This is a genomic window from Prochlorococcus marinus str. MIT 9515 (genome assembly GCF_000015665.1).
Classification (GTDB): Bacteria; Cyanobacteriota; Cyanobacteriia; order PCC-6307; family Cyanobiaceae; genus Prochlorococcus_A; species Prochlorococcus_A marinus_P.
In genome coordinates, this window is record NC_008817.1 from 190,807 (window position 1) to 213,485 (window position 22,679).

Consider the following 22,679-nt stretch of genomic DNA (forward strand, 5'->3'; position numbering starts at 1 on the left):
AAATTCTATTTTGATAGATATTACAGAATTTAAGAAAGATCTTTCAGAGTTAACTGAGCGCCTGGGCAATGCTCAGGATTGTCTTTGACGTCCCCAGTTTAGTAGCCAAGAGAAAAGAGTTAGAGCAAATTGCGGCAGAACCAGATTTCTGGATTAATCAGGCGGCAGCAAAGAAACATATGCTTAATCTTGATGATGTTAGAGATCAACTTCAATTATTAGATAAATGGAAAATTTTGATTGCTGATGCTGAAGCTTCTCTTGAGCTTTATTCCTTAGATCCTGAAGAAGAAATGATTGTTGAATCGCATTTAGGTTTGGTAACTTTAAGAGAGAATTTAGACAAGTGGGAATTCCAAAGATTGTTATCTGGTGAATATGATAAAGAGTCTGCTATTGTCTCTATTAATGCTGGAGCAGGTGGTACTGATGCACAAGATTGGGTAGAAATATTATTAAGAATGTATTCAAGGTGGGCGGATAATAATGGTATGAGTTTAGAAATTACTGACTTATCTAATGGAGAAGAAGCAGGTATTAAAAGCGTTACTTTTGAAGTTAATGGTAAATATGCTTATGGTTATCTTCAAAATGAAAAAGGTACTCATAGATTAGTAAGGATTTCACCATTTAATGCTAATGGTAAAAGACAAACTAGTTTTGCTGGAGTTGAGGTAATGCCTAAATTAGATCAAAGTATTTCACTAGAGATTCCTGATAAAGATTTAGAAATTACAACTAGCAGATCAGGTGGGGCTGGAGGACAAAACGTGAATAAAGTAGAAACAGCAGTAAGGATTTTACATTTACCCTCGGGAATCGCTGTAAGATGTACTCAAGAAAGATCTCAGTTACAAAACAAAGAGAAAGCAATGTTATTGCTTAAAGCTAAATTATTAGTAATAGCTAAAGAACAAAGAGCAGCTGAAATATCTGATATTAAAGGTGATATTGTTGAAGCTGCATGGGGTAATCAAATTAGGAATTATGTTTTTCATCCTTACCAAATGGTTAAAGATTTAAGAACTATGAAAGAGACTAATGATTTAGATGGTGTTCTTAATGGGGGATTAGATCAATTTATTCATGAATTATTACGCATGAATATTTCTTCTAAAGAATCTGTTCAATAAATTCATGCCAAATAAAAACGATAATTTAGAAAAAAAAGTTTCTCCTCCTAGCTTTATAAAACTAGCCATGAGAAATATGGTGAGGAAGGGTTCTAAAAGTATTTCTCATTTTTCAATTACTTTCTTAATTTTGATGGGACTTTTAATTTTAATAGCTACTTTAGGTAAACCTCATATGCCTGTTTAAAAAAGTATGTATCAAAAAGATAATGCTTCCTTACAAATAGATTTGGTTTTTAAATGTAATGATTTTTCCAACTTATCGGATCCTTTTCTATATCAGCCAGGTAATCTTATTTTTGAATCTTCTTTTTGGGAAGAAGTCTTATTGTGTTGGATAAATATAATTTTAAGCGAAAAAAATACTTCTTTCCCAAACTTTATTTTTGATAAAAAAATTTTTTCTTTGAGTTTACAAATTATAAATAATAATGAAATTTCTTCTATTAATCAAAAGTGGATGGATAAATCGGGACCTACTGATGTTTTGTCTTTCCCAATGATATCGGATGAAGATACTACTAAAAATTTAAATTTTATTGAGTTGGGAGATTTATTTATATCATTAGAAATGGCTTTTCAACAATCTCTAGAATTTGATCATTCTATTAAAAAAGAAATGCTTTGGTTAGCAAGTCATGGTTTCTTACATCTTTTGGGATGGGAACATAACGATGATAATGAATTAGATAATATGTTAAATTTTCAAGAATACTTAATTTCAAAATTAGATTAACAAATTTTTATCAATAAATAATAAATGAAAAGTAAAGCAAAACTTTCAAAAAATATTAGAGAGTCATACAGAATATCTAGAAATGTATTCATAAGTTTTAGATATGCATTTAATGGGATCAAATATACATTTAGAAATTCAAGAAATTTTCAAATTCAAGTTATTTTTGCTCTTTTTAGTGCACTCCTAGGGTCTATTCTTCAAATTAATAAAACCGATTATTTAATTTTACTCTTGACTGTGTTTTCTGTATTAGCTTTAGAAATATTAAATACATCAATAGAATCTTTAGTTGATCTAGTTGTTAAAAAAAAATTTAGCAATCTAGCTAAAATTGCAAAGGACTGTTCAGCCGGTGCTGTATTATTAGCTTCGATTAATTCTGTTATTATTGGTCTAAGCTTATTTATTCCTAAAATAAAGTTATTATTTTAAATTGAAAAAGATATGTTTCTAGTTATTGATAATTACGATAGTTTCACTTATAACTTAGTTCAATACTTAGGTGAGCTTTCTGTAGATCATAATATAACTAAAGAATTATTAGTAAAAAGAAATGATGAAATCACTTTAGAAGAAATAAGTCAAATTAATCCGGATGGTATTTTGTTATCTCCTGGTCCTGGGAATCCAGATCAATCTGGTATCTGTTTGCCAATTCTCCAAAACTTATCAAAGGAAATTCCAACATTAGGGGTTTGTTTAGGCCATCAAGCATTAGCTCAAGCTTATGGCGGTAAAGTAATAGTTGGTAAAGAATTAATGCATGGAAAGACCTCAAAAATTATTCATAATAAAAAAGGATTATTCAAAGATATTGCAAGTCCATTTGTCGCTACTAGATATCATAGTCTTATAGTAGATTCAGATTCTCTCCCTTCTTGTTTTGAAATAACTGCAACTCTAGAGGATTCAACTATTATGGCAATTTCTCATAAAAAATATAAAAATTTACATGGCGTGCAGTTTCATCCAGAAAGTGTTTTAACACAATTTGGTCATAAATTAATTAGTAATTTTCTAAAGATGGCCGAACAGAAGTAAAATCAAATTATAAATTTTCCTCATGAATATTATCAAACTAAAAAAATTTTTTCTTTTTATATTATTTTTATTTTTAATACCACCATCTGCTTTGGCAGGTGATTTATTATTAAAAAGTTTTGGTCATGGTAGTTTTTTAATTAAAGGTAGAGAAAAATCAATTCTTTTAAATCCCTTTAAGGCTATTGGTTGTGCTCGTGATTTAAATGAGCCAAAAGGAGTAAACGCTGATTTTATTTTAGCTAGTTCAAAATTAGCTGATGAAGGATATAATCCAAAAGATCAATTGATGTTCTCAAAGCCTGGAGTTTATCAATTCGAAAATATATTATTGAATGGAATTGAGGTTCCTCATGATAGAGTTGGTGGAAGAAGATTAGGGATGGCTACGGTATGGACTTGGGAACAGAATAATTTAAAAATTGTTCATATGGGTGGAGCTGCTGGTGAAATGAGTATAAATAGTCAAATTATTTTGTCCCGTCCAGATATTTTATTTATTTCAATAGGAGGAGGATTTAAATCTTATAATGGGAGAGAGGCCGCTGATATAGTCAAAACCTTAAAACCTTCTATTGTTATTCCTGTTCATTTTATTAGAGATAAAAAAAATATTGATGATTGCGATTTTTCTAATTCTGATTTGTTTCTTGAAAATATGCAAGATTTTAAAGTTAAATATCTTGGTAAAAACTTTGAAATAAATTCAAAAAGAATTGATAAAAATACTATTTATATTTTCAAAGATTAATTATTAAGATCTAGTTCTTTATAAGTACTCCAGAAACGAAGCATTTGTTCTTGAGTTCCTATGCTAACCCTTACAGAATTCTCAATATCTTTTTTATTTTTCATCTCTCTTATTAAGATACCTCTTTCTCTCATTTTTCTTGTCAAAATTTCGGGATTTTGATTTGGCCAAATTAAAAAATAATTTCCCGCACCAAAATGTGTCCTTATTGATAAGGATTCAAACTTTTTCTCAATAAATAATCTTGCTTTGTTTACTTCTGTAACATAATTATCTATATAAGATTTATCATTTAAAGCAGCTAATGCAGCAGTAACTGCAAAACTGTTCACATCGTATGGCCCCGTGACTTTATTGATATATTGGATTATGCTTTTATTTCCAAATGCAAAGCCAATTCGTAAACCAGCTAAACCAGCAGTTTTTGAAAGTGATTGAATAATTACTATATTTTTAATTTCTTGAAAATCTATTTTAGGAAGAAGACTATCGCCGTTAAATTTCTCATAAAGTTCGTCAACGACGATTAATGAACTTTTGTTCAGATTTGCTAATTTAATTATTTCTTGAGCACTTAAAACAGTACCAGTAGGATTATTCGGATTACAAATAAATATTAATTTAGGTTTATGTTTAATAATTTTTTCTTCAAATCTCTTGATTGGGAAAAGAAAGTGTTCTCCTTCGTAGGAACAAGTTATTTTTTTCATTCCTTGTATTTCCGAGCAAGGTGAATAATATCCAAAAGTCGGATTTGTGGTTAGGAATATTTCATCTCTATCGCCAAAAGAATGAAATATCGCATTTATTACAGCATCAGCTCCATTAAATAAACCTATTTCTTCAGAATCAAATTGCCTTGATTCATAGTAGTTATGAGATAGAAAATTTTTTAATAAGTTATATTCTGGATAGATTGAAATTTGATTTAACTTTATATCTTTGATGGCTTCATATACTTTTTGACTTGGTCCTAAAGTATTTTCATTAAAATCTAAACGCAATAAATTTCTTCTGTTTTCTAATGGTGCAGAATAAGATTGCATATTTATTATTTCCTTTCTTGGAGTAGGGGGAAGATTATTTATTTTATTAAATTCACTCATTACATTCTCTCTAAGGAATCAATTCCAAGAAGTTCTAAACTTAATTTTAAAGTCTTTTCAGTCAAAGCACATAATGTAAGTCTTGAAATCTTTGTATTCATTTCAACCTTCAGAATAGATACTTGATCATAAAATCGATTAAACGACTGACATAATTCAAAAAGATAATTACAGAGTCTATTTGGCATCAAATCTTTTTCTATAGAAACTATAACCTCATCAAATTTAAGTAATTTTCTTATTAGTTTCCACTCTAGATCATGGCTATATGCAATAGATTCCGAATTCACAGCATCTTCATTCATATTATTTTTTCTATTAATTCCTGAAATTCTTACAAGCGTATATAAAAGATATGGCGCCGTATTGCCATTTAAAGAAAGCATCTTTTCAAAACTAAATTGATAATTTGTTATTCTATTTTGGCTTAAATCAGCATATTTAACTGCTCCAATTCCAATAACTTTTGAAGTATTTAAAATAAACTCTTCAGTTTCAAAACGACTTTCCTTCTCTAATCTTTTCAAGAGATCTTCTTTGGCTCTTTTAATTGACTCTGATAATAAATCTTTTAGTTTTATGATGTCTCCTTCTCTTGTTTTTAATTTTTTACCATCAATTCCTTGTACTAGTCCAAATGGTACGTGATTCACTTCACAGTCTTCAGGGATCCAATTAGCTCTTTTAGCTACTTGAAAAACTCCTGCAAAATGATTCGATTGACCATGATCTGTTACATAAATAATTCTAGTTGCATTATCCCCATGAGGTTCCTTCCTAAATCGATATCTTAGAGCAGCAAGATCAGTAGTAGCATAATTGAATCCACCGTCTTTTTTTTTAATAATTAGTGGTAATGGATTACCTTCTTTATTGGTCATGCCATGAAGAAAAACACATTTAGCTCCTTGATCTTCTACTAAAATCTTCTTAAAAGTTAAATCTTCAATAATTGATTTTAGAAAGGGATTATAAAAAGATTCTCCTCTTTCCTTAATTTTTATATTCAATATTTTATAGATTTCATCGAACTCTTTTCTTGATTGGTTACATAATAATTTCCAAGCTTTAATTGATTTTTTATCCCCACTTTGTAATTTAACTACCTCTTCTCTTGATCTTTTTTTAAATTCTGTTTCATTATCAAATCTTTTTTTTGAAGCTTTATAAAATTCAACTAAATCACTAATTGTGATCTTATCTATTTCTCTAAGATCACTTGAATATAAATCTTTAAGCTGAGTAATAAGCATTCCAAATTGAGTACCCCAATCTCCAACATGATTTAACCTGAGTACGGTGTATCCTCTTAATTCAAAAATTTTTGCAATCGAATCGCCTATAATTGTTGATCTTAAATGACCTACATGCATTTCTTTAGCGATATTAGGACTTGAAAAATCTACGATAACTTTTTTTTGGGAATGACTATTATTATTTGATAATGGAACACCAGCTCTAGGGCATTTAATGTTCGATTTTATTTTTGCAATTAAAAGATTATTTTTTAATTTTATATTTATAAAACCTGGCCCCGCAATTTCTAAAGCTTCACATAAATTAGATATCTCTTTGTTTTCTTTTAGTTTCTGAACAAATTCAATTGCAATTTCTCGTGGATTCCTTTTATAAATTTTAGATAAAACTAGACATATATTGCATTGATAATCACCAAATTCTTCTTTTGATGCTTGATTTATTAGATTTTTACGAATGTTTTCAAATTCTTCTTTCTTCTCATTTTTTATAAGACTTTCTAGAAGGGTTTCTTCAAATCTTTTAGTTAATTCTTGATAAATTACCTGCATGAATTATTAAAGTACAATTCGATTCATTTAATTAATATAACGCATACTAAAATCAATCCAATTACTTTTAGTAATTGAAGAACTTGTCGATATGAAATCAACTCCATCAATTAAATAGTTACTAATGTCTCTTGGATTAATCCCAGAGACCTCTATGATCAAGTTATTTCTCTTTGTTCTTTTAGAGCTATTTATTGATAACTCTCTTAATTCTTTAATACATTTTTCGAGCAATTCAGGATTAAATTCATCTAATAAAATACTATCTGCACCTGCTAGAACTGCATCTTTTGCTTGCTTCATATTTTCAGCTTCAATAATAATATGTGTTGTAAATGGAGTATTCAATCTAATTTTTTTTACTGCATTGTTTAAGTTATCAGTCCATGCAATATGGTTTTCTTTAATCATTGCAGCATCGTACAGTCCCATTCTATGATTAATACCTCCACCACATTTAAAAGCATACTTTTCAAATATTCTCAAACCAGGAGTAGTTTTTCTTGTATCTGCTAACTTTATATTTGTACCTTTTAAAACATCTACAATATTTTTTGTATAAGTCGATATTCCTGATAAATGCATAGATATATTGAGACTTATTCTTTCACTTGCCAATAGGCTTCTTGAGGGTCCACATAGTTCCAGAAGTTTTTGATCTTTCAAAAATGTTTCGCCATCCTTAATAAAAAATCTACAATCTATGTTTTCATCAATTTTATTTAAAATTGTCTTTATTATTTCAACGCCACAAAATATTCCTTTTTCCTTTGCTAACCAATGGGCTTTTCCAATATTTTCTGTAATTGCCGAAGATGTAAGATCACCTTTTCCGATATCTTCTTCAATCCAATAATCAATAATTCTAGATATGTTTGGAGAGTAAAAGTCCACAAAACTTGTAATAGATAATGAATTTTATTTTAACTTTTAAAGTTTACTTTATATATTTATGTCATTTAATTAAAAATTTATTTACCTATGCAAAATTTAGAAAAAATATTATTTAGTAGATCTTCAGTTAATTCTTGACCTGTAATTCTAGATAAGTTTTTTATCCCATCTCTAACTTCAATCGATAATAAATCGAAAGGTAATTGATTAGCAATTATTGGATCAGTATCATTTAAATTTTTTAGGCAATCCCTCAGGTTTGATATTTGTCTTTCATTTAAAAATATATCTATATTTTCAAATTCTTTTGATCCACATTTTTTAACTATTTTGTCGACTAAATCTTTTTCACCTTCATTATTTTTGATACTCATTAAAACGATGTCTGATGAAAAAGTTTTTTGATCATTTTTTTTTGAATCAATTAAATCTTTTTTATTTCCCAAAATAGTTATTAATTTTTCTCGTGGAATTTTGCTTATAATTTCCTCATCATCTTTATTAAATCCATCTTCTAGGCTGTATAAATAAATAATATAATCTGATTTTTGAATCATTTCAAAGGTTTTCTCTATTCCAATATTTTCTATATATTCATCTGTGTCTCTAATCCCAGCGGTATCTACTAATTTTATTGGGATATCTTTAATGGTCAAATTGACTTCAATCATATCTCTAGTTGTTCCTGGGATATTAGTAACTATAGCTTTTTCTTTTTTTGAGAGAAGATTTAAAAGAGAACTTTTCCCAACATTGGTTTTGCCTATAAGAGCAATCGATATCCCATTATGAATTGATGCCCCCCTTTTTGTATTTTCGATAAGAATTTCTATTTTTTCTTTTATATTTTTAATACTCCTAGAAAAATCATGATAATTAAAATCTGAAAAATCCTCTTCAAAATCGACTCTTGCTTCTATTTCTGATAATTGTTCGATTAAATCATTTTTAATAACATCAATCTTTTTCTTGATTTCCCCCTTTACTCCATTAAAAGCTATCTCTGCTGATTTAAGATTTTTTGCATTAATTAATTGATTAATTGATTCTGCTTGAGTTAAATCTATTTTGCCGTTAAGAAAAGCTCTTTGACTAAATTCTCCTGGATTCGCAATCCTCACTTTATTATTGTTTGATAATAATGTATCCATTACTTTATTCACAACAATTACTCCCCCATGACAATGTAACTCAACAACATCTTCTCCTGTGAAACTATTAGGAGAATGCATTACTGAAATTAAAATTTCGTCTATATATTTATTTTCTAAATTATCTTTAACGTAGCCATGAAAAACTCTATGAGACTCCCAAGCATATTTAGATTTTGTTTCGACGATATTTTTACAGGAATTTATTGCTTCTTCCCCTGTTACTCTTATAACTGCAATTCCTCCTTTACCTAGACTTATAGCCGAAGCTATTGCTGCTATTGTATCTTCAGTATCGACAATTGATTCCATCTCTCACTATGTTATGGATAATTAAGTAGGCTTATCAAAGAAAACTTTTTTGATTGAGATCTCAGAATGAAGTTGATAAAAAATCTTAACTTTAAAAAAATTCTATCATTATTTTTGAAACAAGAGGGGACTCCATTTTTTAATGCAAAGGGAGTCGCGGTTGGTGTCTTTTGCGGTTGCTTCCCTTTCTTTGGTTTTCAAACTTTATTAGGATTATTTTTAGCAAGAGTTGCTAAAGGAAATCTTTTTCTTGCTGCAATTGGCACTTGGATAAGTAATCCTTTTACTTATGTACCTCTCTATTTCTTCAATTATAAAGTTGGTTCATTCTTACTAAGAAATCCTACTGATATTGTTTTAGATAAAAATTTATTGATAGAAGAATTATGGGAACAAGGAAGGGTTTTTTCATTAAAATTAATTCTGGGTTCAGCTTTAGTTGGATTACTATTAGCTTCTATTTCTGGGATGATTATTTTTTTGCTATATAAATTAAAAATTAAAAAAAGAGTATTGTAAAGTTATTTTGAGTTTAAATTAACTTATTCCTACTCTCGCAATATCTAATACATCAGCCATTGATTTAATTTGATCAATAGTTTTGTGGAGTTGGCTATAACTTTCTAGACCAACACATAAATTAATTATGGCAGGTTTACCAAAAGCGGTTTTTACATTTGCATCACTAACATTTATTCCTTTATCAGATAATCTCATAAGAATATCTTTTAGGACACCTACTCTATCTATAACTTCTATTCTGAGTTGAATTGGAAACTTATTGTCAAGAACTTTATTCTCTTGGTTCCATGCAACAGGTAATCTTCTCTCAATTGGTATTGGGAGAACGTTCTCGCAATCTCTTCTATGTATAGTGATGCCATGATTACCTAAAGAGACAGTTCCAATTATTTCCTCCCCGGGAAGTGGACTGCAGCATTTTCCGATTCTATAATCTAGGCCTTCGACCCCAGAGATTGGTGATTTATTAGTTGCATGAGATTTAGTTGTTATTGAATTATTTTTATTGACAAGTGTTTTTGCTATTTCAGCATTGGATTCATTTTTAATTTCTTCTGTTTGTATTTTAATTTCTTCTCTTAGTCGATTTAATACTTGATGCAAAGTTAATCCACCAAATCCTAATGATGCGAGAAGATCTTCTGTTGTCTTTAAATTGCATCGATGAGCAACTTTTTGCATTGCATCACTTGAAAGTAAAGATTCAAATCCATTACGACCTATCTCTTTCTCAAGTAGGTCTTTCCCTCGCTTGATAGTCTCATCTCTATGGCTTTTCTTATACCACTGCCGAATTCTATTTTTGGCGGTTGGAGTAACTACAAAATTCAACCAGTCTAGGCTTGGAGTTGAATTATTATTAGTCAAAATTTCTATAAAGTCCCCATTTTGTAGTGATGTAGATAGAGGAGATAGCTTTTCATTGATTCTTATCCCATTACAATGGTTACCTATTTCTGAATGTATTCTGTAAGCAAAATCTATTGCAGTAGATCCTTTCCTTAGACCAACAACGTCACCTTTTGGTGTAATCACAAAAACTTCTTCATCGAATAAATCTTCTTTTATTGATGCTAAATAGTCATTATGATCTTTCTCATTTCCTTCTTGTTGCCATTCTACTAGTTGTCTAAGCCAATTAAATCTCTCTGCATTACTAGATGCAGGCGAACCACCTTCTTTATATTGCCAATGTGCAGCTATTCCAAATTCTGCAATTTGATGCATTGAAGTTGTTCTGATTTGAACTTCAATAGGCCTATGTTTGCCAATAACAGAAGTATGTAAGGACTGGTAGCCATTAGGTTTTGGTAAGCCTATGTAATCTTTAAATCTTCCAGGGATTGGTCTAAAAGTATCATGAACGACTGCTAAAGCTTTATAACAGCTATCTAAATTGCTAACAATAATTCTTAAAGCAGCAACGTCATAAATCTCGCTAAATTGTTTTTGCTGTCTTTCCATTTTGCTCCAGATACCGTAAAGATGTTTTGGTCTTCCTGTAATTTCAAAATTTTTTAAACCTGATGAGACTAAATTTTCTTTCATTAAATTTAGAGTATTATCTAATCTTTTTTCTCTATCACTTCTTTTAACTACAATTTGATCTTTTAAATTTTTATATTCATCTGGTTCAAGAAATTTAAATGCCAAATCTTCTAATTCCCATTTGAATCTATTTATTCCTAACCTGTTTGCTAAAGGTGCATATATTTCTCTCGTTTCTCTTGCAATTCTCTCTTTTCTCTCTTCATTAAGCCATTGAATTGTTCTCATATTATGAAGTCGATCTGCAAGTTTAACTAAAACAACTCTGATGTCACTTGCCATGGCTAAGAACATTTTTCTAAGATTTTCAGCTTGCGCTTCAGTTCTATTATTAAAGTGAATACCACCTAATTTAGTTACACCCTCTACAAGTACTTTTACTTCTAAGCCAAAATTAATTTCTATCTCCGAAAGAGCTATTCCTGTATCTTCAACTACATCATGTAATAATCCAGCAGCAATAACGGATGAACTTGCCCCTATTTCTTTAAGAAGATCTGCAACAGCAATTGGATGAATTATATATGGCTCACCACTTGCCCTAAGTTGTCCATTATGAGCTTGGTAAGCAAGCTTGAAAGCTTTGACTATAAGATCTTGATTAGAATCATTTTTATTATTTGATAGTTCATAGTTTTGAATATTTTCAAGCAGCCAATTTGGAATTTTTATCTCATACTTCAAAGATTCACTTTCATAATTTTTATTTTCAGGCACAATGATTGTTGATACTTCAATTTCTTTTCTCTCTTTTGAATCCGCAGTTGCCTCAGACATATAATATTGCTTTAGATTTATTTTATTTAGGACCAGAGAAATTTGCTATAAAATTATGAAAATAAATAAAAACAAAATTCTTGAAGTCAGGAATCTAAATGTAAAATATACCCCTAATCAGAAATCTACCATAAAAAATTTCACATTAGATCTTTGTGAAGGAGATCATTTAGCAATAATAGGCCCTTCTGGATGTGGTAAAAGTACAATTGCAAAAACAATTATAAATATGCTCCCCGAAGAGGCATTGATTAAAGGTCAAATAACAATATCTGGTGAAGATATCAAGAAAATTGATAAAAAAGAAATTGAATTATTTAGAAGGAAAAATTTTGGATTTATTTATCAAGATTCTTTAAATAAACTTAATCCTTTAATGACAGTAGGTGATCATGTATATGAACTATTCCAAGTACATTTCCCAAACAAGCCCTTTGAAAGTATTAAAGATCTAGTAGAAGAAACTTTTCGAAGAGTAGGGATAGAGAGGGACAGATTAGATTCATTTCCACATGAATTCAGTGGAGGAATGAGGCAAAGAGTTTCAATTGCAATGGCTTTAGCTTTGAAGCCAAAAATATTAATAGCAGATGAGCCTACAACTAGTCTGGATACTAAGACTAGTTTTGAAGTGATGAATGAAATTCTATATTTAAGTAAACAATCTCAAACTACTTTAATTTTGATTAGTCATGACATTAATTTGGCAGCTAAGTGGTGTAAAAAAGTCGCGATAATGGAACAAGGATGCATTCACGAACAAGGAGATATTCAAGAAGTTTTTAAATCGCCGATATCAAAAATAGGTAAAAAATTGATAAAAGCAACAAATATATCTTTGCAGCCAATAAAAAAAATTAGTTATAAAAATCATATTATTTTAGAGGCGAATAATTTAAGACATTGGTATAAATTAAATTCATCAATTTTTCGACCCAAATGGAATAAGGCCTTAAAAGAAGTAAGCTTCAAATTATATCGAAATGAAACTCTAGGAATTGTTGGATCCTCTGGTTCAGGGAAGAGTACTTTATGTAGAGCTTTAATAGGACTATTAAAAGTAAGAGGTGGTGAAATAAAAGTTTATGATAATGGTCTGAAATTTGGTAAAAAAAAGTCTAAAAATTATAAAAATATTCAAATAATTTTCCAAGATCCTTTTTCAAGTTTGAATCCAAAAATGAAAATTAAAAATATTTTGAAGGATATTTTTTTAATTCAAAAGATTTATAATAATGATCAAATTAAGAATGAGATTCAATTAATTTTGGAAAATTTAAATCTGCCTTCAGATTCTTTATTCTTAAACTCCTATCCCTGTCAATTATCTGGGGGCCAGCTACAAAGAATTTCTATTGCAAGATCTTTATTACTTAAACCAAAAATTCTTATCTGTGATGAAAGTGTAAATATGTTAGATGCATATATAAAAATTGAAATACTTGAGTTATTAAGAAAGATACAAGAAAAAATGGATTTCAGTATTATATTTATTACACATGACTTAGGAATTGCAAAAAATTTTTGTAACAGATTATTAGTTATGGATTATGGAAAGATTATAGAAGAGGGTGATTCTTCAACTATTTTTTCTAATCCCAAAAATAATATTACAAAAGCTTTAGTAGAGAGCTGCTTAAACCTTAATTAAATTTTTTTAAGATCCTCAATAATTTTACAAATTCTTGGGGTAAATCTGCTTCGAATTTCATTTCTTCTCCATTAATAGGATGAAAAAGTCCAAGCTCTATAGCGTGTAAAGCCTGACCATCTAATTTGCAAGGCAGTTTTTTACATCTTCCATATAAAGGATCACCAAGGATAGGGTGATTAATGTATGCGCAATGAACTCTTATTTGATGTGTTCTTCCAGTATCTAATTTGAAACTCATCAGCGAGTAATTACCAAATCTTTCTAATAATTTCCAGTAAGTACAGGCATATCTTCCGGAATTTTCATCAACTACTGCATACTTTAATCTATTTATTTTGTCCCTTCCTATGTGGCCAACGATTTTGCCTTCTGAAGTATTTGGTACGCCATGAATTACCGCAATATAATTTCGTGATGCTATTTTATCTCTTATCTGTATTTGAAGATTTACAAGTGATTCTTGGCTTTTTGCTACAACCATACAACCAGAAGTGTCTTTATCCAATCTATGCACGATCCCTGGTCTTAATTTTCCATTAATTCCTGGAAGGTCCTTACAATGAAAGAGTAGTCCGTTCACTAAGGTGCCTGATTTATGGCCTGGGGCTGGATGGACTATTAATCCTGATTGCTTGTTAATAACAATTATATGTTCATCTTCATAAAGAATATTTAAGTGCATCTTTTCTGGCTTCAAATAGACGAGAGGTTCTGGAGGAGGCATCCAAATTTGTATATTATCTCCAGTTTTTAGTGGTGTTTTAGCTTTTGCAGTTTTGTAGTTAATAAGAACTAATCCTGCGTTTATAAGATTTTGTATTCTGGCTCTACTTTGTTCGGGTCTTTTGCTTACTAGCCACCTATCGAGTCGCATAGGAAGTGGTAGCTCATAAATAATTTCTGTTAGTTCACCTTCTCCTACTCCAAATGAATTGGCATTGCTTGATTTCATCTCGGCACTTCCAAAGCAATTTTTCCAAGCATTTGATTACGATAATCCTCTAATAATTTGTAAGCCATTCTTCTTCTGTCGCCTGAGGTATGTTTTAATGCTACAAGATCAATCCATTCATGTGGACTATCAAAGCTTTTTAAAATATCAACCCCATATCTATTAGATATCTTTTTAAGTGAAATATTAGCATTTTTATCTTCTTTTAATTTAAAGATAATTTTTAAAAATTCAATAGCAACACTTTCTATTTCATAAGCAGCTTCTCCAATATCATCGCAAAGTGCAAGATTTAGAGCAGATTTTTGATTCTCTAAATTTGGCGGTATAACACCAGGAGCATCAAGTAAATCAATTCCACCGTCTAATCTGATCCATCTGAGATTACGAGTCACGCCAGCTTTTCTAGCGCTTTCTACAACTTTCTTTTTAGCGATTCTATTTATTAATGCAGATTTTCCTACATTAGGAAAACCGAGAGTAAGAGCTCTGATCGGTCTAACCTTCATTCCTCTGGATAACCTTCTTTTGTCAATTGACAAGCGAGATTCCTTCGCAGATTTGCAAATTTCTTTTATTCCCTTCCCATTTTTTGCATCACACCAAAGAGGATAAATATCATATTTTTTAAACCATGTGTTCCAATTAATAATAGTTTCAGGAGCTATCATATCAGCGCGATTAATTACAAGGATATGTTTTTTGTTTGTGATCCATTGATTTAGATGAGGATGACCTGTTGACAATGGAATTCTTGCATCTCTAACTTCTATAATTAAATCTACTCTGCTTATAACTGCAGATAGCTTTTTTTCGGCTTTGGCAATATGGCCTGGGTACCATTGTATTGTAGGTATTTCCACTTGATCAAATCCAATAGATTGTACGTATATACCTTTTGATTACTATCAGTATTAAAAGTAATTATATTCAATAGTAATGTAAAAATTAAAATTTTTTTTATTTTTATAAACTTTGTATTTCTACCTAATTTTTAAAATTTATTAAGGCATAAGTAACAGTTACAAATTTTTAACCCAATAAGCACAAATTAACGTTAGGGTTTCGAAGTAAAAAAAAGGATGTTTTAATGTCGAAGTTGTCTCTTTCCAGTCTAGATAAGTCTAAGTTAGAAGGAAAAAAAGTTCTTGTAAGGGTTGATTTTAATGTTCCATTAAATGATGATGGTCAAATTACTGATGATACTCGGATTAGAGCAGCAATTCCTACGATAAAATATCTTATCAATAACTCAGCAAAAGTAATATTAGCGGCTCATTTTGGAAGACCTAAAGGCAAAGTTAATGAGAGAATGAGATTAACCCCAATCGCTGCAAGATTAAGTGAAATTCTTGGAAAAAAGGTTAATCTTACTGAAAGCTGCATTGGTGAAGAAGCTTTAGAAAAATCTAATAATTTAAATAATGGAGATGTCTTATTGCTAGAAAATGTTCGTTTTTATGAGGAGGAAGAAAAAAACGATTTAAATTTTGCAAAAAATTTAGCTGCTCATGCAGATATGTATGTTAATGATGCATTTGGTGCTGCTCATAGAGCTCATGCTTCAACTCAAGGAGTAACAAAATTTTTAGAGCCTTCAGTCGCAGGATTTTTGTTAGAAAAAGAATTGAAATATTTACAAGGTGCAATTGATGCTCCAAATCGTCCTCTTGCAGCAATAGTTGGTGGATCAAAGGTAAGTAGTAAAATTGGAGTTTTAGATTCTCTTCTTGATAAGTGTGACAAAATTATTATCGGAGGCGGTATGATTTTTACTTTCTACAAGGCAAGAGGATTAGACGTTGGAAAGAGTCTTGTTGAGGAAGATAAACTTGAGCTAGCAAGAAACTTAGAAGAAAAAGCAAAAACTAAAGGAGTTGAGCTTCTGTTACCTTCTGACGTGGTACTTGCTAATGAATTCTCTCCTACTGCAGAGAGTAAAGTATCTCAAATAGATTCAATAAGTGGGGATTGGATGGGACTAGACATTGGGCCACAATCAATCAAAGTTTTCCAAAATGCTCTAGCTGAATGCAAAACAATTATTTGGAACGGTCCAATGGGAGTTTTTGAATTTGATAAATTTGCTGAAGGTACAAATTCAATAGCAACAACCCTAGCAGATTTAAGTTCTTTCTCAGAGGTTTGTACAATTATTGGAGGAGGAGATTCAGTAGCAGCAGTTGAGAAAGCTGGGCTGGCTGAAAAAATGTCTCATATATCAACTGGTGGAGGAGCTAGCTTAGAACTTTTAGAAGGTAAAAATTTACCAGGGGTAGCTGCTTTAAATGAAAATTAAATTATATTTTTTCAACAATTTCAACGCTTTTTGTGAATGATATTATCCCTTTTGGATGAGCAATAATACCTGACCATACTTGTGTAGTTGGTTTAGATGATGCTCTTGTGGTTTTAAAAATACCTCCAGAAGCTAAAGGTTCAATGTTGATATCTTGTTTTAAATAAGATCCATCTTGATGGGATATTATTCCTCCAGCTATAATTACATCGCCAAGTGGTTCATTTAAAATAATATCTATATCATATTTCGTACCAGTAAGAACTTTTTCTGGAATTTTAAAAATAATATCTATTTTGTTGTTGTCATTTCTAATGGTAGTTAATAAATTTTTGATATTTCCATTATTTATTTTGTTGTTATAGGTAGAAAATGAATATTTAAAATTAGATTCAAGAAAAAATGTTTCATCATTAACTATCTTCTTTCCATTAACTTTAATATCAAATAAGTTTTCTTTAGAAGTTTCCCTACTTATTTTTTTTATTTGCCATTTTGAATTAGGAAAATCTTGGATTATTTCTGTAAATTTTTCTTGAATTTTTAAGTTTTCTTCTTCTTTAAAAGCATCTTTTATCAACTTTAAGTTTCGAGTATTTAATCCATACTCAAGATTTTTTGGCATATTAACATTTGTATTTTGGGTGATTGCTATTTTTGGAAATATGGGATAAATAAATAAATATATAAATAATCCTAATTTTGTAAACAAATTTAAATTAAGCATTTTCATAATCTTCTAACTTTATTTTACTTATTTAATTTTTAATGTCTAAAGAAAGAAATAATTTATTAATTGCAGCAAGTGGAACTGGAGGCCATATTTTTCCTGCTTTAGCAGTTTCTAAAGAGGTTGAAAAGTATTGGAATATGCATTGGTTAGGAGTTGAAAAGAGGCTTGATTCTAAATTTGTGCCTAGAAAATATAATCTTTTGACTTTAAATCTGGAGACACCACAAAAAAGTATTTTTATACTATTTCAATATCTAAAAATTTTATATTCAACTTTTAATATTATTAAAATACTTAAAGAAAAAAAAATTAATTTAGTTTTTACGACTGGTGGGTTTATTTCAGCCCCTACAATTCTTGCAGCAAAGTTGCTTAATATACCTGTAATTATTCATGAATCAAATTTAATCCCAGGGACGGTTACGAAATATTTTGGTTTTTTATGTGAATTTGTTCTTATCGGATTTAAAGATACAAATGCTTATTTAAAAAACTGCAAAACTATTTTTACGGGAACTCCTCTTAGACCAGAATTTTATAAAACTAATCCTTTGCCTGAATGGGTTCCAAGAGGAAAAGGTCCTCTTTTAATTGTGATGGGAGGTAGTCAAGGTGCAAAGCGTATTAATGAAATTTTTTATGAATCTCTTGATTTATTAATAAAACAAAATTTTCGAATAGTTCATATTGTTGGTGAACATAATATAAATATTCCTAGAAAAATAAAATCTAATAATTATGTTCAAAAGAAATTTACTAATCAGATTGCTTCTCTTATGCAAAACTGTGATCTTGTAATATCAAGATCTGGGGCAGGAACAATAAATGAACTCATACAAACTAAAAAACCATCAATTTTAGTTCCATACCCAAATTCTAAAAACAACCACCAAGAAAAAAATGCAATTATTCTCTCCTCAATAGGGGGGGCGATTTTAATTAATCAAGATAAAATATCAAAGGTATTCTTTCAAGAGACTTTGAAAAGGATTTTCAAAGTCAAAAAAAACAAAGGTAAACCTACATATGAAATTTTAGATTTAATGAAAGAAAATATGAAAAATCTTACTTCCTTAAAATCTACAAATAAGATTAAAAATTTAATAAATTATTTTTTAAAAGAATTTTGAATTTCTCTACATAAAATTTTATTATTTTTTCTATTCTGCAAACTTATTCTTGCCCATTTTTCATTAAGACATCTAAATGAGGTACATTCTCTAATTAAGATCCCTTTGTTTTCTAAATACTTAATATTTGAGTTTAATGAGAATTTACTTTCTACTAAAAAAAAGTTAGTTGAAGAGTTATGTACTTTAAGATTTTTTATTTTCGACAATTCATGAGAAACCCAATCCTTCTCAGTTCTTACCCAATCATGAATCTTTTTTGTCCATTCCTTATAAAAAATTTTATTACTTAATAGCTCTATTCCAGCTTTAATAGCAAAACAATTTAATGGCCAAGGATCTCTCTTAATATTCCATTTATTTAGTTTTTCAGAGGATCCAACAACATAACCTAATCTTAAACCTGCTATGTTAAATAATTTTGTCAAACTCCTTATAACTAATAAATTATCATAAATTTTAGTGAGTGGGATTAAAGATTGTTTTTCACCATTTGGTGTTATTGCTAAAAAAGCTTCATCACAAATTACTAGCTTATATTTCTTTAAAATTATTTCAAGTGACTTTTTGTCCCATAATTGACCAGTAGGGTTATGTGGGTTTGTTATCCAAAGTACATCACAAATTGGTTTCAGTGGGAAGGGTTGAGGGAAACTATTACTCCAATTCCTTGGTAATTCTGAGTAATTGTATTTTGCATCCCAGCAATTTAGTGATCTTTCATAATCTACGAAGCCAGGACTAGGAATAGAACTTACTCCAAATTTGGAGGCTTCATGTCCTGCCCAAGTTATTAACTCAGAGGCCCCATTCCCAGGCAATATATTATCGGGATTTATTTGATGAAATTCTCCAATTATCTCTCTTAAATCATTTAGATTCCTTTCAGGATAATATTGAAATCCTAGTTTTTTAATTTCTAATCTTAAGGAGTCTAAAAGTATTTTAGGTGGCTTAAAAGCTACTAATGATGCACTTGAGTCAATTATTTTAGACGGCAATAGATTTAAATTTTTTGCCTGAGTCAATATATTTCCTCCATGCTTGAAGTTCACATCGTTCATACTTTCGTTTTCCAAATTATTGATTTTGAATCCATAATTTATCTTAGGTTTCATTCAATCCATTTTAAGTTTGATCCAATGGCTTCTTTTATATTTGATAATTGATGTTTATTAAGTTGTTTTATGATCCCATTAAGAATATTTGGAACTAGTTGAGGACCTTTATAAATCCATCCAGTATATATTTGTACTAAAGAAGCTCCAGCACATATCCTTTCCCAAGCAGATTCTGGGCTGTCTATTCCCCCTACTCCAATTAATTTAATACTTTGATCAATATTATTAATATGACGAATTATTTGATTTGCTTTTAGTTGAAGTGGTCTGCCACTTAATCCACCATTTTCTTCAGAGAGTAATAGCCCTGTTTGCTTTATTTTTCTTTGCTCAAGACCTAATCTATCTAGGCTGGTATTAGTAGCGATGATTCCATTAATATTTTCATCAATTATTAGTTGGCAGATATCTTCAATATCTTTATAACTTAAATCTGGTGCAATTTTCACGAATAAAGGTGGACAATTATCTAATTTTTTAACTTCTCTAAGCAGTTCTTGTAAAAGAATAGGATCTTGTAGCTTTCTAAGACCTTCAGTATTAGGTGAACTTACATTTATAGCAGCGTAGTCACAATAAGGAATCAAAAGTTTTAAAGAAGTTAAATAATCTTCTGTAGCCTTGGATAAACTTGTAATTTTTGATTTTCCAAAATTTATGCCCAAACAATTATTTTTTCTATTCTTTTTTAAAGGAATACCTTGTTTTAAAAAGTTTTTAAAAAGATTTTCAGCACCATTATTATTAAAACCCATTCTATTTAATGCCGCCTCCTCCTTAGCTAATCTAAATAATCTTGGTTTAGGATTTCCAGATTGAGCAAATTTGGTAACTGTTCCAATTTCAGCGAAACCAAATCCAAAATTTTCCCAAATATTTGCAGCATTACCATTTTTATCAAAACCAGCTGCTAAACCTACTGGATTACAAAAATCTATCCCACATATGTTTTGATGTAATCTTTTATCAACCACACAAAACTCATCATTTAAACGCTTTATTATGCCTTTAATTAAGGGCCAGTTTCTATTATTTGAAGTAAAAGCAAGAAGACTTAAAGAAAAATTTGTCAGGTACTCTGCATCTATGCCAGTATCTTTTTTAAGGATAGGAGTGACCAAATTCTTATAAATATTAATAAACATCCCTTTCTGTTCAAACATAAAAATATTAAAGATTAAGCGTGTTTATTCTCTATTATCCAATATTTTTGATTTTTAGGAATTAATCTCCAATTCCGCCATTCAAATAATTCATATTTTTTGATGAGAGGATAACTTTCCTCTCCAAGTAATTCATTTAACTCACTAGAATTTAAAAAATATTTTTTTTCAGCAAATTTTTCGAGTAATTCATTTTTTAAAAATAAGTTTTGGATTTTCGAAGATCCGGTTTCTTTTGAATCAATTTCTGAAGATAATTTTTTAACTTCACTATCTAGTGGAATTCCCTTACTATAGCTTGTGGCAATTAAATCAACTCTCTCATTCTGTTTATCCCCGCTATGACCTTTTACGAATTCCATCTCTAAGCCTTGTATTCTTAATTCATCTATTTTTTGCCATAAATCTAAGTTCTGTACAGATTTTCCTGCACTCGTTTTCCATCCATTTTTCTTCCAATTACTGATCCATTTTGTATAACCTTCAATAACATATTTACTATCTGTTCTTAATTTAAAGTTTTCTTTTAATTGATAATTTTTTAACTTTTCGAGAGTTTTTATTGCTGCAGTGAGTTCCATTCGATTATTAGTAGTATTCTGCTCTGAACCACCTATTTCTATTTCGCTATTGTCAATGAAGATTATTAAACCTCCCCATCCACCAGGTCCCGGGTTTCCACTGCAAGCACCATCTGTTGCAGCTTCAATAGCAATATTTGTTTTACTATTCATAATTTAAAAGCCGGTACAAGGAAATACCGGCTAGAAAAATTTTTACTTTATTTTAGTGTAACTTTACCGCCAGCTTCTTCAATCTCTTTCTTTAAAGTTTCAGCATCTGCTTTTGCGATACCTTCTTTAACTGTCTTTGGTGCTGATTCAACAAGAGCTTTTGCATCACCAAGACCAAGACCAGTTGCATTTCTAACAACTTTTAGAACTTTAATTTTTGCAGCTGCATCGAAGCTTTCTAGAATAACATCAAATTCAGTTTTCTCTTCAGCGGCCCCGCCGTCTCCATCGCCACCAGCAGCACCTGGAGCTGCCATTACCACACCAGCTGATGCTGCTGCAGAAACACCGAATGCCTCTTCAATTTGTTTAACAAGCTCAGATGCTTCTAAAAGTGAGAGGGATTTCAATGATTCAAGAATTTCTTCAGTTTTTGCAGTCATTGTCTTAATAGATAATTAATTGTGAAGTTTAAGATTCTGATTTTTCAGAATGTTGTTTAAGTGATCTAGCAAGTCCAGAAGGCACTTCATTGATAGAAATAGCAATTTTTGTAGCAACACCATTTAATGCGCCGGCAATTTTTGCCATTAATACTTCTCTCGAAGGCAGACTAGCTATCTCTTTAATTTCAGATTGGCTGAGAAGTCTACCTTCGAATAAAGCCCCTTTGGTTTCGGATTTTTTTGTCTCTTTTTGAAAAGATTGGATTGCTTTTACAGCTCCTCCAACATCTTCTTTGATTAAAACAAAAGCATTAGTCCCTGTGAGTAAGGATTCAAGATCAGTCCAGTTACTATTACCATCAATCGCTTTGCGCATTAATGAATTTTTTGTAACTTTGCAAATGCCTTTGTTTGTTTGCAACCTTGATCGCAAATCAGACATCTCCTTGATAGTTAACCCTTTATAGTCAAGAACTACAGCCATTTCCGAATCATCTAACAGAGATTTTAGTTCTGTGACGATTTTTTGCTTATTCTCTATTGTTCGGCCCATTGTTGTTTTTGGATCGTAATTTAGGAAGAGCAGGAAATGCGGCAAAGTTCATTTTGAAAGAGGCCGCATTTATTAGATCCAAAAAGAAAATAATTAAAATGAAACCTAGGCA

The 22,679-nt window shown here is 30.1% G+C and carries 23 protein-coding genes; 10 read left to right on the forward strand and 13 right to left on the reverse strand.

All coding sequences use genetic code 11. From position 1 onward, the window contains the following. The first annotated feature begins 10 nt into the window (after positions 1-10). The 6 genes from prfB (at position 11) to P9515_RS01045 (ending at position 3,664) form a co-directional block, all read left to right on the forward strand. Positions 11-1,133 (forward strand): peptide chain release factor 2 gene (gene prfB / locus P9515_RS01020; protein ID WP_144038774.1). Its coding sequence is split into 2 segments (ribosomal slippage): positions 11-85 and positions 87-1,133, totalling 1,122 coding nucleotides; the frame shifts between segments, so codons are not numbered across the junction. A 4-nt stretch (positions 1,134-1,137) separates the two neighbouring features. Beyond that, complete coding sequence (locus tag P9515_RS01025) at positions 1,138-1,320, forward strand: DUF3285 domain-containing protein (RefSeq protein WP_011819533.1); 183 nt, start codon at positions 1,138-1,140, stop codon at positions 1,318-1,320. A gap of 6 nt (positions 1,321-1,326) precedes the next feature. Beyond that, the gene (gene ybeY, locus P9515_RS01030; protein WP_041710542.1) at positions 1,327-1,869 is read left to right on the forward strand and encodes an rRNA maturation RNase YbeY; all 543 of its coding nucleotides are present in this window, start codon (positions 1,327-1,329) and stop codon (positions 1,867-1,869) included. Between the two features lie 24 nt (positions 1,870-1,893). After that, complete coding sequence (locus P9515_RS01035; RefSeq protein ID WP_011819535.1) at positions 1,894-2,304, forward strand: diacylglycerol kinase family protein; 411 nt, start codon at positions 1,894-1,896, stop codon at positions 2,302-2,304. Positions 2,305-2,316: 12 nt separating this feature from the next. Further along, a complete protein-coding gene (locus tag P9515_RS01040) occupies positions 2,317-2,913 on the forward strand; it encodes an anthranilate synthase component II (RefSeq protein ID WP_011819536.1) in 597 nt (198 codons plus the stop codon). A 22-nt stretch (positions 2,914-2,935) separates the two neighbouring features. Further along, positions 2,936-3,664, forward strand: a complete 729-nt coding sequence (locus tag P9515_RS01045) for an MBL fold metallo-hydrolase (protein WP_011819537.1) — start codon at positions 2,936-2,938, stop codon at positions 3,662-3,664. Here P9515_RS01045 and P9515_RS01050 read toward each other — a convergent pair. The 4 genes from P9515_RS01050 to mnmE form a co-directional block, all read right to left on the reverse strand. Further along, positions 3,661-4,770, reverse strand: coding sequence for a pyridoxal phosphate-dependent aminotransferase (locus P9515_RS01050; RefSeq protein ID WP_011819538.1), 1,110 nt, complete (start codon positions 4,768-4,770; stop codon positions 3,661-3,663). The genes P9515_RS01045 and P9515_RS01050 overlap by 4 nt on opposite strands. Continuing rightward, complete coding sequence (argS, locus tag P9515_RS01055; protein WP_011819539.1) at positions 4,770-6,578, reverse strand: arginine--tRNA ligase; 1,809 nt, start codon at positions 6,576-6,578, stop codon at positions 4,770-4,772. Before argS ends, P9515_RS01050 begins: the two co-directional genes overlap by 1 nt. Positions 6,579-6,605: 27 nt before the next feature. After that, a complete protein-coding gene (gene nadC, locus P9515_RS01060) occupies positions 6,606-7,472 on the reverse strand; it encodes a carboxylating nicotinate-nucleotide diphosphorylase (RefSeq protein ID WP_011819540.1) in 867 nt (288 codons plus the stop codon). A 77-nt stretch (positions 7,473-7,549) separates the two neighbouring features. Continuing rightward, a complete protein-coding gene (gene mnmE / locus P9515_RS01065; RefSeq protein ID WP_011819541.1) occupies positions 7,550-8,935 on the reverse strand; it encodes a tRNA uridine-5-carboxymethylaminomethyl(34) synthesis GTPase MnmE in 1,386 nt (461 codons plus the stop codon). Between the two features lie 66 nt (positions 8,936-9,001). Here mnmE and P9515_RS01070 point away from each other — a divergent pair, with 66 nt between their 5' ends. Beyond that, complete coding sequence (locus tag P9515_RS01070; protein WP_011819542.1) at positions 9,002-9,454, forward strand: DUF2062 domain-containing protein; 453 nt, start codon at positions 9,002-9,004, stop codon at positions 9,452-9,454. Between the two features lie 18 nt (positions 9,455-9,472). Here P9515_RS01070 and P9515_RS01075 read toward each other — a convergent pair whose 3' ends face one another. Beyond that, positions 9,473-11,782 (reverse strand): RelA/SpoT family protein, encoded by a 2,310-nt coding sequence (locus P9515_RS01075; RefSeq protein ID WP_011819543.1) that lies wholly within the window; start codon positions 11,780-11,782, stop codon positions 9,473-9,475. Between the two features lie 55 nt (positions 11,783-11,837). Here P9515_RS01075 and P9515_RS01080 point away from each other — a divergent pair, with 55 nt between their 5' ends. Continuing rightward, on the forward strand, positions 11,838-13,433 hold the full coding sequence (locus P9515_RS01080) for an ABC transporter ATP-binding protein (RefSeq protein WP_011819544.1): 1,596 nt from the start codon (positions 11,838-11,840) through the stop codon (positions 13,431-13,433). On the opposite strand, the gene P9515_RS01085 is transcribed toward P9515_RS01080, so the two are convergent. Then, a complete protein-coding gene (locus P9515_RS01085; protein ID WP_011819545.1) occupies positions 13,426-14,388 on the reverse strand; it encodes an RluA family pseudouridine synthase in 963 nt (320 codons plus the stop codon). The two genes, P9515_RS01080 and P9515_RS01085, sit on opposite strands and share 8 nt — an antisense overlap. After that, positions 14,385-15,251: a ribosome biogenesis GTPase YlqF gene (gene ylqF / locus P9515_RS01090; RefSeq protein ID WP_011819546.1), complete on the reverse strand. Its 867-nt coding sequence runs from the start codon at positions 15,249-15,251 to the stop codon at positions 14,385-14,387. The genes P9515_RS01085 and ylqF overlap by 4 nt, the downstream gene beginning before the upstream one ends. A gap of 227 nt (positions 15,252-15,478) precedes the next feature. Here ylqF and P9515_RS01095 point away from each other — a divergent pair, with 227 nt between their 5' ends. Continuing rightward, positions 15,479-16,687, forward strand: a complete 1,209-nt coding sequence (locus P9515_RS01095) for a phosphoglycerate kinase (RefSeq protein ID WP_011819547.1) — start codon at positions 15,479-15,481, stop codon at positions 16,685-16,687. A 1-nt stretch (position 16,688) separates the two neighbouring features. Here P9515_RS01095 and P9515_RS01100 read toward each other — a convergent pair whose 3' ends face one another. Further along, on the reverse strand, positions 16,689-17,420 hold the full coding sequence (locus tag P9515_RS01100; protein ID WP_011819548.1) for a hypothetical protein: 732 nt from the start codon (positions 17,418-17,420) through the stop codon (positions 16,689-16,691). Positions 17,421-17,455: 35 nt separating this feature from the next. Here P9515_RS01100 and P9515_RS01105 point away from each other — a divergent pair, with 35 nt between their 5' ends. Then, positions 17,456-18,550, forward strand: a complete 1,095-nt coding sequence (locus P9515_RS01105; RefSeq protein WP_011819549.1) for a UDP-N-acetylglucosamine--N-acetylmuramyl-(pentapeptide) pyrophosphoryl-undecaprenol N-acetylglucosamine transferase — start codon at positions 17,456-17,458, stop codon at positions 18,548-18,550. Here the strand turns inward: P9515_RS01105 and P9515_RS01110 are convergent. From P9515_RS01110 to rplJ, 5 genes are read right to left on the reverse strand one after another with little or no spacing between them, the layout of a single operon-like run. Next, complete coding sequence (locus P9515_RS01110; protein WP_011819550.1) at positions 18,529-19,614, reverse strand: pyridoxal phosphate-dependent aminotransferase; 1,086 nt, start codon at positions 19,612-19,614, stop codon at positions 18,529-18,531. The genes P9515_RS01105 and P9515_RS01110 overlap by 22 nt on opposite strands. Before the next feature lie 50 nt (positions 19,615-19,664). After that, the gene (locus P9515_RS01115) at positions 19,665-20,834 is read right to left on the reverse strand and encodes a quinone-dependent dihydroorotate dehydrogenase (protein ID WP_011819551.1); all 1,170 of its coding nucleotides are present in this window, start codon (positions 20,832-20,834) and stop codon (positions 19,665-19,667) included. A gap of 14 nt (positions 20,835-20,848) precedes the next feature. Then, positions 20,849-21,568, reverse strand: a complete 720-nt coding sequence (gene rnhA / locus P9515_RS01120) for a ribonuclease HI (RefSeq protein WP_011819552.1) — start codon at positions 21,566-21,568, stop codon at positions 20,849-20,851. A 47-nt stretch (positions 21,569-21,615) separates the two neighbouring features. Then, positions 21,616-22,011, reverse strand: a complete 396-nt coding sequence (rplL, locus tag P9515_RS01125) for a 50S ribosomal protein L7/L12 (protein ID WP_011819553.1) — start codon at positions 22,009-22,011, stop codon at positions 21,616-21,618. 28 nt (positions 22,012-22,039) lie between these two features. Continuing rightward, complete coding sequence (rplJ, locus tag P9515_RS01130) at positions 22,040-22,567, reverse strand: 50S ribosomal protein L10 (RefSeq protein WP_011819554.1); 528 nt, start codon at positions 22,565-22,567, stop codon at positions 22,040-22,042. Positions 22,568-22,679 lie beyond the last annotated feature (112 nt).

Coding starts and splice junctions, on each gene's coding strand:
- P9515_RS01025 (WP_011819533.1), top strand. CDS start 1,138: ATGCCAAATAAAAACGATAATTTAGAAAAAAAAGTTTCTCCTCCTAGC.
- ybeY (WP_041710542.1), top strand. CDS start 1,327: ATGTATCAAAAAGATAATGCTTCCTTACAAATAGATTTGGTTTTTAAA.
- P9515_RS01035 (WP_011819535.1), top strand. CDS start 1,894: ATGAAAAGTAAAGCAAAACTTTCAAAAAATATTAGAGAGTCATACAGA.
- P9515_RS01040 (WP_011819536.1), top strand. CDS start 2,317: ATGTTTCTAGTTATTGATAATTACGATAGTTTCACTTATAACTTAGTT.
- P9515_RS01045 (WP_011819537.1), top strand. CDS start 2,936: ATGAATATTATCAAACTAAAAAAATTTTTTCTTTTTATATTATTTTTA.
- P9515_RS01050 (WP_011819538.1), bottom strand. CDS start 4,770: ATGAGTGAATTTAATAAAATAAATAATCTTCCCCCTACTCCAAGAAAG.
- argS (WP_011819539.1), bottom strand. CDS start 6,578: ATGCAGGTAATTTATCAAGAATTAACTAAAAGATTTGAAGAAACCCTT.
- mnmE (WP_011819541.1), bottom strand. CDS start 8,935: ATGGAATCAATTGTCGATACTGAAGATACAATAGCAGCAATAGCTTCG.
- P9515_RS01070 (WP_011819542.1), top strand. CDS start 9,002: ATGAAGTTGATAAAAAATCTTAACTTTAAAAAAATTCTATCATTATTT.
- P9515_RS01075 (WP_011819543.1), bottom strand. CDS start 11,782: ATGTCTGAGGCAACTGCGGATTCAAAAGAGAGAAAAGAAATTGAAGTA.
- P9515_RS01080 (WP_011819544.1), top strand. CDS start 11,838: ATGAAAATAAATAAAAACAAAATTCTTGAAGTCAGGAATCTAAATGTA.
- P9515_RS01085 (WP_011819545.1), bottom strand. CDS start 14,388: ATGAAATCAAGCAATGCCAATTCATTTGGAGTAGGAGAAGGTGAACTA.
- P9515_RS01095 (WP_011819547.1), top strand. CDS start 15,479: ATGTCGAAGTTGTCTCTTTCCAGTCTAGATAAGTCTAAGTTAGAAGGA.
- P9515_RS01100 (WP_011819548.1), bottom strand. CDS start 17,420: ATGAAAATGCTTAATTTAAATTTGTTTACAAAATTAGGATTATTTATA.
- P9515_RS01105 (WP_011819549.1), top strand. CDS start 17,456: ATGTCTAAAGAAAGAAATAATTTATTAATTGCAGCAAGTGGAACTGGA.
- P9515_RS01110 (WP_011819550.1), bottom strand. CDS start 19,614: ATGAACGATGTGAACTTCAAGCATGGAGGAAATATATTGACTCAGGCA.
- P9515_RS01115 (WP_011819551.1), bottom strand. CDS start 20,834: ATGTTTGAACAGAAAGGGATGTTTATTAATATTTATAAGAATTTGGTC.
- rnhA (WP_011819552.1), bottom strand. CDS start 21,568: ATGAATAGTAAAACAAATATTGCTATTGAAGCTGCAACAGATGGTGCT.
- rplL (WP_011819553.1), bottom strand. CDS start 22,011: ATGACTGCAAAAACTGAAGAAATTCTTGAATCATTGAAATCCCTCTCA.
- rplJ (WP_011819554.1), bottom strand. CDS start 22,567: ATGGGCCGAACAATAGAGAATAAGCAAAAAATCGTCACAGAACTAAAA.